Origin of the sequence: Pseudomonas sp. SCA2728.1_7 (genome assembly GCF_018138145.1) — a bacterium.
Taxonomy (GTDB): Bacteria; Pseudomonadota; Gammaproteobacteria; order Pseudomonadales; family Pseudomonadaceae; genus Aquipseudomonas; species Aquipseudomonas koreensis_A.
Genome location: NZ_CP073104.1, coordinates 2,325,803 through 2,338,362, shown reverse-complemented (window position 1 = coordinate 2,338,362; position 12,560 = coordinate 2,325,803). Strand labels below are relative to the sequence as shown.

The following is a 12,560-nucleotide window of genomic DNA, read 5'->3' as shown; positions in this document are numbered from 1 at the left end:
GTCATGGCCACTGTCAGTCGAGCCGCGCGTCTGGCGCCGGTGGTGGACATGGCCGAACAGGCCGAGAAAACTGCCGTACAACGGCTGGGCTATTTTCAGGGCCAGGTGAAAGTCGCTGAAAGCAAACTCGCCGACCTCAATGCCTTTCGTCTGGATTACTCGCAGCAATGGATCGTGCGCGGCAGCACCGGCGTGAGCGGGCAATGGCTGCTCGGTTTCCAGGGCTTTCTGGCGCAGCTCGACACGGCGGTTGATCAGCAGCGGCAGAGCCTGGTCTGGCACCAGAACAAGCTCGACAAGGCCCGTGAGGAATGGCAACAGGCGTTTGCCAAGGTCGAAGGCCTGCGCAAACTGGTGCAGCGTTATCGCGAAGAGGCGCAACGCCTTGAGGACAAGCGCGAGCAGAAATTGCTTGATGAGTTGTCCCAGCGGTTACCGCGGCAGAATCCGTTCTAAGATCATGCCGCGGAAACACTGGTTATTTTTCTTCCACAAAAAAGTTCAAATCGTGGGATTGGCCTGGGATCGGGGTAGCGTTTCTGGAAACAGTGAAGTAAACCACTGCGTCATTTCCCTGCAACTGCCAATCCCGAGTTGGATCGAGCTTTATGCCGACTTCCCCCTTTTTTGCACCTGAGGGCGACACGCTCGCCGATCTCGAGTATTCAGGGTTGCTCCCGCCGCGGATATGAAAGGTCACCGCATCATTCAGTTTGAAACTGTAACAAGCCATCAATATCGCTTTGGCGTCGTCGAATTCTTTTTTCGTAACCCTTTTTGGGTTGGTTGTTCCTTTCAGGGAGATTTCAAAGGTTTTACTGGTCATGGCAAATTTTCTCCATCCTGAGTAAGTGCTGGCGGCCTGCCAGTCACACGCAGTAGGCGTCGAGGCGAGTTGTAACTTCTACTGTCAGATCTGACAGTCCCGACGGATGGTAAGCGGTGCCTTGCGAGTCGCCGATCGACCTCCTCCTGCGGTAGTCCGGGTTGCTGCTCGCTTGATCAAGTGCTAAACCTTGTACAGGTTCGTCAATGACAAGGAAGCCAGTCAATGTCAGTCGTTACAGAAGTCTCTCCAGATGGTCAAAAACTGACGATTTCGGTCAGGGGGCGGTTCGATTTTGGTCGCCATCAGGAATTTCGCGAGTCCTATGAGCATCTTGCCAAGAAGCCTGAGTCCATCGTGGTCGACCTGAAAGAGGCCACCTACCTCGACAGCTCCGCACTGGGCATGCTGCTCCTGCTGCGGGATCACGCCGGCGGCGATAACTCGGACGTGCGCGTGGTCAACAGCAACTCCGACGTGCGCAAGATCCTCGCCATCTCCAATTTCGACAAACTCTTCGACATCAGTTGACGGCCATGCAGGCGCAAGAGCCGCTGACCATCCTGATCGCCGAAGACAGTGCTGCCGATCGTTTATTGCTGTCGACCATCGTCCGCCGCCAGGGTCACGAAGTCCTGACGGCGGCCAACGGTGCCGAAGCGGTCGAGCTGTTTCGCCGGCAGCAACCCGATCTGGTGCTGATGGACGCGCTGATGCCGGTGATGGACGGCTTCGAGGCTGCGCGGCAGATCAAGGCGCTGGCGGGCGAAACCCTGGTGCCGATCATCTTCCTCACCTCGCTGACCGAAAGCGAAGCGCTGGCCCGTTGTCTTGAGGCCGGTGGTGACGACTTTCTGGCGAAGCCCTACAACCAGGTGATCCTTGCCGCCAAAATCAAGGCGATGGATCGCTTGCGCCGTTTGCAGGCAACTGTCTTGCAACAGCGCGACTTGATCGCTAAACACCATGATTACCTGCTCAACGAACAGCGCGTGGCCAAAGCCGTGTTCGATAAGGTCGCGCATTCCGGTTGCCTCAGCGCGCCGAACATTCGCTACCTGCAATCACCTTATGCGCTGTTCAACGGTGACCTGCTGCTGGCAGCCTACACGCCGGCCGGTGACATGCATGTGCTGCTCGGCGATTTCACCGGTCACGGGCTGCCGGCAGCAGTGGGCGCCATGCCGCTCGCCGAAGTCTTCTACGGCATGACTGCCAAGGGCTACGGCCTGGCCGAAACCCTGCGCGAGATGAACGCCAAGCTCAAGCGCATCCTGCCGGTGGACATGTTCTGCTGCGCCACGCTGCTGTGCCTGAGTTTTCAGCGGCGTTCGGTCGAAGTGTGGAACGGCGGCATGCCTGACGGCTATCTGCATCGGATTGCCACGGGCGAACGTGTGCCGCTGGCGGCGCGGCATTTGCCGTTGGGCGTGCTGAGCGCGCAGGCGTTCGACGACCGTACGGAAGTGCATCCGATGGCCGTCGGTGATCGGGTGTTCGTATTGTCCGACGGGGTGATCGACACCAGTGACGCCAGTGATCAACTGTTCGGTGTCGAACGTCTGCAGCAGGTATTCGCCACCAACCGCGAGCCGGACCGCTTGTTCGAGGACATCGAGCAGGCACTGCGGGATTTTCGCGGCGAGGCGCGCGACGATGTCAGCATGGTCGAGGTCAGCCTGCTGGAGCCGGCGCAGGTCAAGCCGTCGGCGCCGGTGTACTCCGACAGCGGCCAGTCGTGCCCGCTCGACTGGTCGGTGAGCTTCGAATTCCGCGGCGCCACGCTCAAACGCTTCAATCCGTTGCCGTACCTGTTGCAGTTGCTGCTTGAGGTGCATGGGCTGCGGGCGCAGAGTGGTGCTTTGTACAGTGTGCTGGCCGAGTTGTATTCCAATGCGCTGGAGCACGGCGTGCTGGGTCTGGATTCCAGCCTCAAGCGCGATGCGGCGGGTTTCGCTCGCTACTATCAGCAGCGCAATGATCGGCTGGAGGCGCTGCAGGACGGTTTCGTACGCGTGCATTTGCAGGTGCAGCCACAAGGCGAGGGCGGTTGTCTGGTGATTCGTGTCGAAGACAGCGGCAAGGGTTTTGATGTGGCGCGGGTCATGGAGCGGCCACTGGACGGCGTCCGTTTGTCGGGACGCGGCGTAAGCCTGGTCCGGCAATTGGGGCGCAACGCCAGTTGGTCGGACGAAGGTCGTAGTGCCCGCGTGGAGTTTTCCTGGGGGGTTGAGGCATAATCCGCGCAATTCTTGATCAAGGAGTGAACAAGTGACTGACAAACATATTGATCGCGAGACGCTGAGCGTACTGCGCGAAGTCATGGAGGAGGGTTATCCGGAGCTTCTGGATACCTTTCTGACGGATTCCGAAAGTCGCTTGGGCGAGTTGCAAAAGACCTCTGATGCCAAGGTGTTGTCGGAAGTTGCCCATAGTTTCAAGGGCAGCGCCAGCAACATGGGAGCTGTGCGCTTGGCGGCGCTCTGCCAGGAACTCGAATCGGACGCCAAAGACAAGAGCCCGGCGGAAATAGTCAAACTGGTCGCTGAGATCAGTGGCGAATTTGCTCAAGTTCGCCCGGTTTACGAAAGCGAAAAACATCCCGCTCACACACACTGATCCCGCCGTCCGGCGCTTTTCTGAGGCACCGGACAAAACTGGCCCGGCACTTGCAGATATCTCCGCAACTGTACCTACGATCCCAGTGCAGCGGAGACCGTTTCATGCCTGCGACCCCCAACATCCTTCTTCAGAATGCCGCTCAGGCCAAGGCGCAAGCTGCCTCTGCCAAAACGTCGGCCATGGCCGTAGATACCGGGGATAAAGCCTCAAGCTTCGCGAAAGTGTTCGCCGATCAGGGATCGAGCAAGCCTGTTGCGGCTGCGGACAATTCGTCCAAGGCGTCGCGCGACAAGGTCGCAGACAACAGTGGCAAAAAGGATGTTGGCAAGGATCAGTCTGCCGCTGCGCAACCGGTGGTTGCCGATAGCGGCAACGACTTGCCTGCCGACAAAACCGCCGCGACCGATGACACCACCACCGCCAGCAGCGACGACAGCACCGACACTCCTCAGACCCCAGTGGTTGATGCCGCGCCGGTTGACCCGACGCTCGATCCGGCGTTGGCCGTCGCTGTGCAGCCGGTGGTCGCGGCCCCCGTGGCGCAGGCCCCGGCTGCGGTTGCCCCGGCCCAGCCAGAAACCGAAACCCCGGCACTTGCCGCATTGCCGGGTGTGGTCAAAGATCCGACGCCGACCACCGACAGCGATTTCGACCCTTCGGCTGATCCCCTCGACTCGATGCCGGCCGTGCGCATGGCGATGGAGCAGGGCGGGCACATTTCCGCCACCAGCCAGGCGCAACCGAAGGCTTCGCCGGCTCAGGCTCAGGCCGACGGCGAATTGACTGCAGCGCAAAACTTCGCCGCTGGCATGGCCAGCATGCTCGACGTGCAAGCCGATAAGGACAGCACCAGTCAGGGCGGCGAAAAAGCCTTCAGCGGCTTGATCGACGACGGCCTCAAAGATCTCAAGACAGCGACCAGCGATACCCGCGTGGATGACTTCGCCAACCGTCTGGCGGCCCTGACACAAGCTGCCACGCCGAAGACTGCAAACGCGGTGCCGGTGAACCAGCCGATCGCCATGCATCAGAGCGGCTGGACTGAAGAAGTGGTCAACCGCGTCATGTATCTGTCGAGCGCCAATCTCAAGGCGGCGGATATTCAGTTGCAACCGGCCGAACTGGGGCGTCTGGATATCCGCGTGAACATGGTTCCGGATCAACAGACGCAAGTGACGTTCATGAGTGCACACCCGAGCGTGCGTGAAGCGCTGGATGGGCAGATGCATCGTCTGCGCGAGATGTTCAACCAGCAGGGCATGGGCCAGGTCGACGTCAATGTCTCCGACCAGAGCCGTGGCTGGCAGGGTCAGCAGGGTCAGGAACAGGCGCAGCAGGGCCAGAGCGGTCGCACCCGCGCTGCCGGCGGTCGCCTCGATTCGGCGGATGAAGAATTGGCGCCTGCCACCATTGCTGAGGCCGCTGCGCAAACCACCAGCGTGATCGGCAGCAGCGCCGTCGACTACTACGCCTGATCAAATCAAGAGCCCCTCACCCTAGCCCTCTCCCGGAGGGAGAGGGGACTGATTGGGGGATATTGGAGATTTACACCGACTTGAAATAGCGTCTGTGAATCCATGATCGCCAAGACTTGATGGATGACTCCCTAATCGACGCGGTCTTTCAGGTCGATGTTTGACGTCTGACACCTCGGTCGGCCTCCTGAAAACCCTCACCCTAGCCCTCTCCCGGAGGAGAGGGGACTGATTGGGGGATATTGGAGATTTACACCGACTTGAAATAGCGTCTGTGAATCCACGATCGCCAAGACTTGATGGATGACTCCCTAATCGACGCGGTCTTTCAGGTCGATGTTTGACGTCTGGCGCCTCGGTCGGCCTCCTGAAAACCCTCACCCTAGCCCTCTCCCGGAGGGAGAGGGGACTGATTGGGGGATATTGGAGATTTACACCGACTTGAAATAGCGTCTGTGAATCCATGATCGCCAAGACTTGATGGATGACTCCCTAATCGACGCGGTCTTTCAGGTCGATGTTTGACGTCTGGCGCCTCGGTCGGCCTCCTGAAAACCCTCACCCTAGCCCTCTCCCGGAGGGAGAGGGGACTGATTGGGGGATATTGGAGATTTACACCGACTTGAAATAGCGTCTGTGAATCCATGATCGCCAAGACTTGATGGATGACTCCCTAATCGACGCGGTCTTTCAGGTCGATGTTTGACGTCTGACACCTCGGTCGGCCTCCTGAAAACCCTCACCCTAGCCCTCTCCCGGAGGGAGAGGGGACTGATTGGGGGGATATTGGAGATTTACACCGACTTGAAATAGCGTCTGTGAATCGATGATCGCCAAGACTTGATGGATGACTCCCTAATCGACGCGGTCTTTCAGGTCGATGTTTGACGTCTGACACCTCGGTCGGCCTCCTGAAAACCCTCGCTCTAGCCCTCTCCCGGAGGGAGAGGGGACTGATTGGGGGATATTGGAGATTTACACCGACTTGAAATAGCGTCTGTGAATCGATGATCGCCAAGAATTGATGGATGACTCCCTAATCGACGCGGTCTTTCAGGTCGATGTTTGACATCTGACACCTCGGTCGGCCTCCTGAAAACCCTCACCCTAGCCCTCTCCCAGAGGGAGAGGGGATTGATTGGGGGATGCTTGCGAAGTACGCCGACCGGATATTTCTGCTGTGAATCCATAGTCGACTCGGTAATTCAGATCGACGCATCACGACAAAACAACTCGGTCGGCTCCCTCTCCCTCCGGGAGAGGGCTGGGGTGAGGGTGCCTTTGACTTTAGCGTTGTCTCAACCATCACCGACACTTCTGGCATAACACTTGCTCTTGCCTTGCCGTGCGACTGTGAAAACCCGAATAGTGACGGATTATTGGCATGGCGAAGAGCGAAACCGCAGCAGTGAAAGACCCCGCAACCAAAGGCAAACTCAAGCTGATCATTGTGATCGTGCTGGCGTTGCTATTGGCCATTGGTGCATCCGTGGGGGCGACCTGGTTCTTCATGCACAGTGCCCAGAGCAAGCCTGCCGAGGCCGCTGATGCAGCGCCTGTCGGCAAGCAACCGGCGATTTTCGAGCCGATGGCGCCAGCCTTTGTCGCCAACTACAACCAGAATGGCCGTCAGCGCTACATGCAGGTGAGCATCACCATGCTGGCGCGTAATCAGGCCGATCTGGAAGCGCTCAAAGTGCACATGCCGGTAATCCGCAACAACCTGGTGATGCTCTTCTCCGGTCAGGATTTCGCCACCTTGGCGACCCCGGTCGGCCAAGAGATGTTGCGCCAGAAGGCCACCGCCAGCGTCCAGGAAGTGGCGCAGAAAGAGCTGGGCAAAGTGGTGATCGAACAGTTGCTTTTCACTAATTTCGTACTGCAGTAGGAACACGACATGGCCGTGCAGGATCTGCTGTCCCAGGATGAAATCGACGCGCTGTTGCATGGCGTCGACGATGGTCTGGTACAGACCGATAACGCTGCCGAACCCGGCAGTGTCAAAAGCTACGACCTGACCAGCCAGGATCGCATCGTCCGTGGACGCATGCCGACTCTGGAAATGATCAACGAGCGTTTTGCCCGCTACACCCGCATCAGCATGTTCAACATGCTGCGCCGCTCGGCAGACGTTGCCGTCGGTGGCGTGCAGGTGATGAAGTTCGGCGAATACGTGCACTCGCTGTACGTACCGACCAGCCTTAACCTGGTCAAGATCAAACCGTTGCGCGGCACCGCGCTGTTCATCCTCGACGCCAAACTGGTGTTCAAGCTGGTGGACAACTTCTTCGGCGGTGACGGCCGTCACGCCAAGATCGAAGGGCGTGAATTCACCCCGACCGAACTGCGCGTGGTGCGCATGGTGCTGGAGCAGGCTTTCGTCGATTTGAAAGAAGCCTGGCAGGCGATCATGGAAGTCAATTTCGAGTACATCAACTCGGAAGTGAATCCGGCCATGGCCAACATCGTCGGCCCGAGCGAAGCGATCGTGGTCTCCACCTTCCACATCGAACTCGATGGCGGTGGCGGTGATCTGCACGTGACCATGCCGTACTCGATGATCGAGCCGGTGCGCGAAATGCTCGACGCCGGTTTCCAGTCCGACCTCGACGATCAGGACGAGCGCTGGGTCAACGCCCTGCGCCAGGACGTGCTCGATGTCGACGTGCCGATCGGCGCCACTGTGGCTCGCCGCCAGTTGAAGCTGCGCGACATCCTGCACATGCAGCCGGGGGATGTGATCCCGGTCGAGATGCCGGAAGAAATGATCATGCGCGCCAACGGCGTGCCGGCCTTCAAGGTCAAGATGGGCTCGCACAAAGGCAACCTCGCGTTGCAAGTGATCGAGCCGATCGAGCGCCGTTGAAACGGCGCTCCAACCCCCAAGCATTTAACTGAATTTTTGCCCGCCGAGGACAAATGATGAACGACGATATGAACGCCCAGGACGACCAGGCACTGGCTGACGAATGGGCTGCGGCCCTGGAAGAAACCGGTGATGGTCAGGCTGACATCGACGCCCTGCTGGCCGCCGACGCCGCCAGCGGCTCGCGTCTGCCGATGGAAGAGTTCGGCAGCGTGCCGAAGAACAACGACCCGGTGACCCTCGACGGCCCGAACCTGGACGTGATCCTCGACATCCCGGTATCGATCTCGATGGAAGTGGGCAGCACCGACATCAACATCCGCAACTTGCTGCAACTCAACCAGGGTTCGGTGATCGAGCTCGATCGTCTGGCCGGCGAGCCGCTGGACGTGCTGGTCAACGGCACGCTGATCGCGCACGGTGAAGTGGTAGTGGTCAACGAAAAGTTCGGCATCCGCCTGACTGACGTGATCAGCCCAAGCGAACGCATCAAGAAGCTGCGCTGAGTGAAACGGTTTCTCTGGGCTCTGTTGGCATTGCCGCTGAGCGTGCTGGCCGCCGAACCGTCGACCGCCACCACGGTACCTGCCGCGACCGCGCCGATGGTTAGCAGCGGCGTGGCCGGGCAACTGACGCAACTGGTGTTCGGCCTGTTGCTGGTGCTGGGGTTGATCTTCTTCCTCGCCTGGCTATTGCGCCGGGTGCAGCAGGCAGGTCCGGCCGGCAAAGGCCAGGTGATCGAACTGATCGGTTCGCGCGCGCTCGGTCCGCGTGACCGTTTGTTGCTGGTGCAGGTTGGCAACGAGCAGATTCTGCTGGGCCTCAGCCCCGGCACGATCACCGCGCTGCATGTGCTCAAGGACCCCGTGCCGGTGCCGCACACCAGTGAAAAAGCCACTCCGGATTTTGCCCAGCAGTTGCTGAAGATACTCGGCAAGGATCAGAAGGATACGAAGTAATGGGTGCGTTACGCATCGTCTTGACGCTGGCCCTGATGCTGGCCGCGCCGCTGGCGTTCGCCGCCGATCCGTTGTCGATCCCGGCGATCACGCTGGGCACCAACGCCGATGGCGCGCAGGAGTATTCGGTCAGTCTGCAGATCCTGCTGATCATGACCGCCCTGAGCTTCATTCCGGCGGCCGTGATTCTGATGACCAGTTTCACCCGGATCATCATCGTCTTCTCGATCCTGCGTCAGGCCCTTGGCCTGCAACAGACGCCGTCGAACCAGATCCTCACCGGCATGGCGCTGTTCCTCACCATGTTCATCATGGCCCCGGTGTTCGACCGGGTGAACAACGATGCGCTGCAACCGTATCTGGCGGAAAAACTCACCGCCCAGCAAGCGGTAGAAAAAGCTCAAGTGCCAATCAAGGACTTCATGCTCGCCCAGACCCGCACCAGCGATCTCGAGCTGTTCATGCGCCTGTCCAAGCGCACCGACATCGCCACGCCGGATCAGGCGCCGCTGACCATTCTGGTGCCGGCGTTCGTCACCTCCGAGCTTAAAACCGCGTTCCAGATCGGCTTCATGATCTTCATTCCGTTCCTGATCATCGACCTCGTCGTGGCCAGTGTGCTGATGGCGATGGGTATGATGATGCTGTCGCCGCTGATCATCTCGCTGCCGTTCAAGATCATGCTGTTCGTGCTGGTGGATGGCTGGGCGCTGATCATCGGCACCCTGGCCAGCAGTTTTGGAGGTGTCTCGCCATGACGCCGGAAGTTGCGGTCGATATCTTTCGTGAAGCCCTTTGGCTGACCACATTGATGGTCGCGATTCTGGTGGTGCCGAGCCTGTTGGTCGGCTTGCTGGTGGCGATGTTCCAGGCCGCCACGCAGATCAACGAACAGACCCTGAGCTTCCTGCCGCGTCTGCTGGTGATGCTGGTCACGTTGATCATCGGTGGTCCGTGGATCGTGCAGACGTTCATGGAATACATCATTCAGTTGTACAAAAACATCCCGATGGTCATCGGCTAAGCCATGCAATCGCTGCTTCAGCTGACCGACACCCAGATCAGTACCTGGGTGGCGTCGTTCATGTTGCCGCTGTTTCGCGTCGCCTCGATGCTGATGGTCATGCCGGTGTTCGGCACCACGCTGATACCGCGCCGTGTGCGCCTGTATTTCGCCGTGGCAATCACCGTGTGCATTGCGCCGAGCCTGCCGCCGATGCCGGCGGTCAGCCCGCTCGACCTGAGTGGCTTGATGTTGATTGCCGAACAGATCCTCGTCGGCGCCGTGCTCGGGTTTTCCCTGCAACTGTTTTTCCAGGCGTTTGCCGTGGCCGGGCAAATCGTCGCGATCCAGATGGGCATGGGTTTCGCCTCGATGGTCGACCCGGCCAACGGGGTCTCCGTGGCAGTGATCGGGCAGTTCTTCACCATGCTGGTGACGTTGCTGTTCCTGTCGATGAACGGCCACCTGGTGGTCTTCGAAGTGCTCACCGAAAGCTTCACCACGCTACCGGTCGGCAGCGGTCTGATGACCGCGCATTACTGGGAGCTGGCCGGCAAACTCGGCTGGGTCCTTGGTGCGGCGTTGTTGCTGGTATTGCCGGCGGTCACCGCGCTGCTGGTGGTCAACATCGCCTTCGGGGTGATGACCCGCGCCGCGCCGCAACTGAACATTTTCTCCATCGGTTTTCCTTTGACCCTGGTGCTCGGCCTGTTCATTGTCTGGGTCGGTCTGGCGGACATTCTCAACCAGTATCAGCCGCTGGCCACTGAAGCCTTGCAGCTGTTACGCGAACTGGCACGGGCGCGCTGAGTCATGGCAGAGAGCGAAAGCGGTCAGGACAAAACAGAAGACCCCACGGAGAAACGTAAAAAGGACTCCCGTGAGAAGGGCGAGATTGCCCGTTCCAAAGAACTCAACACCCTGGCCGTGACCATGGCCGGTGCCGGTGCGCTGCTGGTGTTCGGCGGCATGCTGGCCGAAGACCTGATGGAGCTGATGCGCCTGAACTTCACGCTGTCGCGCGAAGTGATCATGGATCAGGGCTCCATGGGCGCGTTCCTGTTGCAGTCGGGCCAGATGGCGCTGTTGGCGATCCAGCCGATCATGATCACCCTGTTGCTGGCGGCGCTGATCGGGCCGATTTCCCTCGGTGGCTGGCTGTTCGCGGCGGGCTCCATGGCGCCCAAGTTCAGCCGGATGAACCCGGCGGCAGGCCTGAAACGGATGTTTTCGTTCAAGTCAGTGATCGAGTTGCTCAAGGCGCTGGCCAAGTTTCTGATCACTTTGGGTGTGGCGTTGGTGGTGTTGTCGGCGGACGTCGATGACTTTCTGCGGATCGCCCACGAGCCGCTGGAAATGGCGATCATCCACAGCGTCACGCTGGTCGGCTGGAGTACCTTGTGGCTGGCCTGCGGCCTGATCATCATCGCCGCCGTCGATGTGCCGGTGCAGCTTTGGGAAGCCCACAAGAAACTGCTGATGACCAAGCAGGAGGTGCGCGACGAGCACAAGGATCAGGAGGGGCGCCCGGAAGTCAAACAGCGCATCCGCCAGACCCAGCGCGAAATGTCTCAGCGGCGCATGATGGCGGCGATTCCCGACGCCGACGTGGTCATCACCAACCCGACCCACTACGCCGTCGCGCTCAAGTACGACTCGGAGAAGGGCGGCGCGCCGATGCTGATCGCCAAGGGCAGCGACTTCCTCGCGCTGAAAATCCGTGAAATCGCTGTGGCCAACAACGTCATGCTCCTCGAATCGCCGGGGCTGGCGCGTTCGATTTACTACTCCACCGAACTGGATCAGGAAATCCCAGGTGGGCTGTACCTGGCAGTTGCTCAGGTCTTGGCCTACGTCTACCAGATCCGCCAGTTCCGTGCCGGCAAGGGCAAGCGCCCGGATCCGCTCAAGGATGATTTGCCGATTCCGCCGGATCTGCGCCGCGATACCTGATGGTTACCGTCTGTCTGGAAAACCTCTGAACCTGTCAAGTCTGACAGTAGACGGCTGTGCCCGTCGGCGCTCTCATTGCCATGGGAATTCTCCTGGCATTTCCCTGCATTGGTCGCTCTGATCATCTGATACGAGTACCTGGGATCGGCGCCTGCATAAGGTTTCAGAGGAAGCAATCATGGCAGACCAGCCCTACAGAAAGTTGCAAGGTATGGAGGTTGAATTCGTCTCGGGAGTGTTGGAACAACGTACAGCCGATCGCGCAATCGGGTACACCGTCAAGTTCAGATTGATTCTGGATTTCACCCACTTCAAGCAGATGGCCAACGCCTACAGCGCCAATTATCTGGAAGTGTCGAGTAACGCGATTCGGCCGGAGCTGGAGGGGTTGGCGTACCACAATCACTACAGTGTGATTGGTGCTTCTGCAGGAAAAATCGTCAACAGCGCGATGCTTTTCGAACTCTTCACCGATCCGGATCTGTACCTGGATGGCTGGATCAACAATGAAATGGAGAGGCGATTTGGCAAACCGGAGTTCGTCATCGAGGGAGATGCGCTTTTGATAACGGCGCGGCAGGACTTTCGTTGGGAGGATCCGCAGCGCGAAATCAAGATCGAAGACCTTCCCATCATTTGGTTTGATTGGGCACTCACCCTCATAGAGCAGCGGACAAAAGTGTCTTGGGGGCTGCCAGAGCGTACGACGCCGATATCGGTGGTGACGTTTATGTACACGAAGGACAACGTCGTAGTTATCGAGGGTACGCGGTTGCTCGAGGGCGTGCGCTATATCAACGGCAAGACGCTCAGTTTCGGCCCGATTACACCTGAACAGGTTTTAACCGCGTAATAA

General features: G+C 59.2%; 15 protein-coding genes. 14 read left to right on the top strand and 1 reads right to left on the bottom strand.

The window, feature by feature from the left end:
* Positions 1 to 3: 3 nt before the first annotated feature.
* Positions 4 to 456, top strand: coding sequence for a flagellar export protein FliJ (gene fliJ, locus KBP52_RS10400; RefSeq protein ID WP_034153294.1), 453 nt, complete (start codon positions 4 to 6; stop codon positions 454 to 456).
* A 22-nt stretch (positions 457 to 478) separates the two neighbouring features.
* Here the strand turns inward: fliJ and KBP52_RS10395 are convergent, their stop codons facing one another.
* The gene (locus KBP52_RS10395) at positions 479 to 826 is read right to left on the bottom strand and encodes a hypothetical protein (RefSeq protein ID WP_212622701.1); all 348 of its coding nucleotides are present in this window, start codon (positions 824 to 826) and stop codon (positions 479 to 481) included.
* Positions 827 to 1,051: 225 nt separating this feature from the next.
* Here KBP52_RS10395 and KBP52_RS10390 point away from each other — a divergent pair, with 225 nt between their 5' ends.
* The 13 genes from KBP52_RS10390 (at position 1,052) to KBP52_RS10330 (ending at position 12,557) form a co-directional block, all read left to right on the top strand.
* The gene (locus KBP52_RS10390) at positions 1,052 to 1,357 is read left to right on the top strand and encodes an STAS domain-containing protein (protein ID WP_212622700.1); all 306 of its coding nucleotides are present in this window, start codon (positions 1,052 to 1,054) and stop codon (positions 1,355 to 1,357) included.
* A 5-nt stretch (positions 1,358 to 1,362) separates the two neighbouring features.
* Positions 1,363 to 3,066, top strand: a complete 1,704-nt coding sequence (locus tag KBP52_RS10385; protein ID WP_212622699.1) for a fused response regulator/phosphatase — start codon at positions 1,363 to 1,365, stop codon at positions 3,064 to 3,066.
* Between the two features lie 31 nt (positions 3,067 to 3,097).
* Complete coding sequence (locus KBP52_RS10380; RefSeq protein ID WP_077571663.1) at positions 3,098 to 3,445, top strand: Hpt domain-containing protein; 348 nt, start codon at positions 3,098 to 3,100, stop codon at positions 3,443 to 3,445.
* Positions 3,446 to 3,549: 104 nt separating this feature from the next.
* Positions 3,550 to 4,923 carry a flagellar hook-length control protein FliK gene (locus KBP52_RS10375; RefSeq protein WP_212622698.1) on the top strand — a complete coding sequence of 458 codons (1,374 nt, stop codon included), beginning with the start codon at positions 3,550 to 3,552 and terminating at the stop codon, positions 4,921 to 4,923.
* A gap of 1,384 nt (positions 4,924 to 6,307) precedes the next feature.
* The gene (gene fliL, locus KBP52_RS10370) at positions 6,308 to 6,811 is read left to right on the top strand and encodes a flagellar basal body-associated protein FliL (protein ID WP_007920033.1); all 504 of its coding nucleotides are present in this window, start codon (positions 6,308 to 6,310) and stop codon (positions 6,809 to 6,811) included.
* 9 nt (positions 6,812 to 6,820) lie between these two features.
* Positions 6,821 to 7,789 carry a flagellar motor switch protein FliM gene (gene fliM / locus KBP52_RS10365; RefSeq protein WP_038363850.1) on the top strand — a complete coding sequence of 323 codons (969 nt, stop codon included), beginning with the start codon at positions 6,821 to 6,823 and terminating at the stop codon, positions 7,787 to 7,789.
* A 53-nt stretch (positions 7,790 to 7,842) separates the two neighbouring features.
* Positions 7,843 to 8,295, top strand: a complete 453-nt coding sequence (gene fliN / locus KBP52_RS10360) for a flagellar motor switch protein FliN (RefSeq protein WP_162835973.1) — start codon at positions 7,843 to 7,845, stop codon at positions 8,293 to 8,295.
* The gene (gene fliO / locus KBP52_RS10355; RefSeq protein ID WP_212622697.1) at positions 8,296 to 8,748 is read left to right on the top strand and encodes a flagellar biosynthetic protein FliO; all 453 of its coding nucleotides are present in this window, start codon (positions 8,296 to 8,298) and stop codon (positions 8,746 to 8,748) included.
* The gene (fliP, locus tag KBP52_RS10350) at positions 8,748 to 9,506 is read left to right on the top strand and encodes a flagellar type III secretion system pore protein FliP (protein WP_003222895.1); all 759 of its coding nucleotides are present in this window, start codon (positions 8,748 to 8,750) and stop codon (positions 9,504 to 9,506) included. The genes fliO and fliP overlap by 1 nt, the downstream gene beginning before the upstream one ends.
* Entirely contained in the window at positions 9,503 to 9,772 is a 270-nt protein-coding gene (gene fliQ / locus KBP52_RS10345) for a flagellar biosynthesis protein FliQ (protein ID WP_038363854.1), read from the top strand. Before fliP ends, fliQ begins: the two co-directional genes overlap by 4 nt.
* Positions 9,773 to 9,775: 3 nt before the next feature.
* Positions 9,776 to 10,561, top strand: a complete 786-nt coding sequence (gene fliR / locus KBP52_RS10340) for a flagellar biosynthetic protein FliR (protein ID WP_077571671.1) — start codon at positions 9,776 to 9,778, stop codon at positions 10,559 to 10,561.
* A 3-nt stretch (positions 10,562 to 10,564) separates the two neighbouring features.
* Complete coding sequence (flhB, locus tag KBP52_RS10335; protein WP_137219401.1) at positions 10,565 to 11,704, top strand: flagellar biosynthesis protein FlhB; 1,140 nt, start codon at positions 10,565 to 10,567, stop codon at positions 11,702 to 11,704.
* A gap of 178 nt (positions 11,705 to 11,882) precedes the next feature.
* Positions 11,883 to 12,557 carry a hypothetical protein gene (locus KBP52_RS10330; protein ID WP_212622696.1) on the top strand — a complete coding sequence of 225 codons (675 nt, stop codon included), beginning with the start codon at positions 11,883 to 11,885 and terminating at the stop codon, positions 12,555 to 12,557.
* Positions 12,558 to 12,560 lie beyond the last annotated feature (3 nt).

Bases quoted from the DNA above. Each gene is read 5' to 3' on its own strand.
- fliJ (WP_034153294.1), top strand. From the start codon at position 4: ATGGCCACTGTCAGTCGAGCCGCGCGTCTGGCGCCGGTGGTGGACATG.
- KBP52_RS10395 (WP_212622701.1), bottom strand. From the start codon at position 826: ATGACCAGTAAAACCTTTGAAATCTCCCTGAAAGGAACAACCAACCCA.
- KBP52_RS10390 (WP_212622700.1), top strand. From the start codon at position 1,052: ATGTCAGTCGTTACAGAAGTCTCTCCAGATGGTCAAAAACTGACGATT.
- KBP52_RS10385 (WP_212622699.1), top strand. From the start codon at position 1,363: ATGCAGGCGCAAGAGCCGCTGACCATCCTGATCGCCGAAGACAGTGCT.
- KBP52_RS10375 (WP_212622698.1), top strand. From the start codon at position 3,550: ATGCCTGCGACCCCCAACATCCTTCTTCAGAATGCCGCTCAGGCCAAG.
- fliL (WP_007920033.1), top strand. From the start codon at position 6,308: ATGGCGAAGAGCGAAACCGCAGCAGTGAAAGACCCCGCAACCAAAGGC.
- fliM (WP_038363850.1), top strand. From the start codon at position 6,821: ATGGCCGTGCAGGATCTGCTGTCCCAGGATGAAATCGACGCGCTGTTG.
- fliN (WP_162835973.1), top strand. From the start codon at position 7,843: ATGATGAACGACGATATGAACGCCCAGGACGACCAGGCACTGGCTGAC.
- fliP (WP_003222895.1), top strand. From the start codon at position 8,748: ATGGGTGCGTTACGCATCGTCTTGACGCTGGCCCTGATGCTGGCCGCG.
- fliQ (WP_038363854.1), top strand. From the start codon at position 9,503: ATGACGCCGGAAGTTGCGGTCGATATCTTTCGTGAAGCCCTTTGGCTG.
- fliR (WP_077571671.1), top strand. From the start codon at position 9,776: ATGCAATCGCTGCTTCAGCTGACCGACACCCAGATCAGTACCTGGGTG.
- flhB (WP_137219401.1), top strand. From the start codon at position 10,565: ATGGCAGAGAGCGAAAGCGGTCAGGACAAAACAGAAGACCCCACGGAG.
- KBP52_RS10330 (WP_212622696.1), top strand. From the start codon at position 11,883: ATGGCAGACCAGCCCTACAGAAAGTTGCAAGGTATGGAGGTTGAATTC.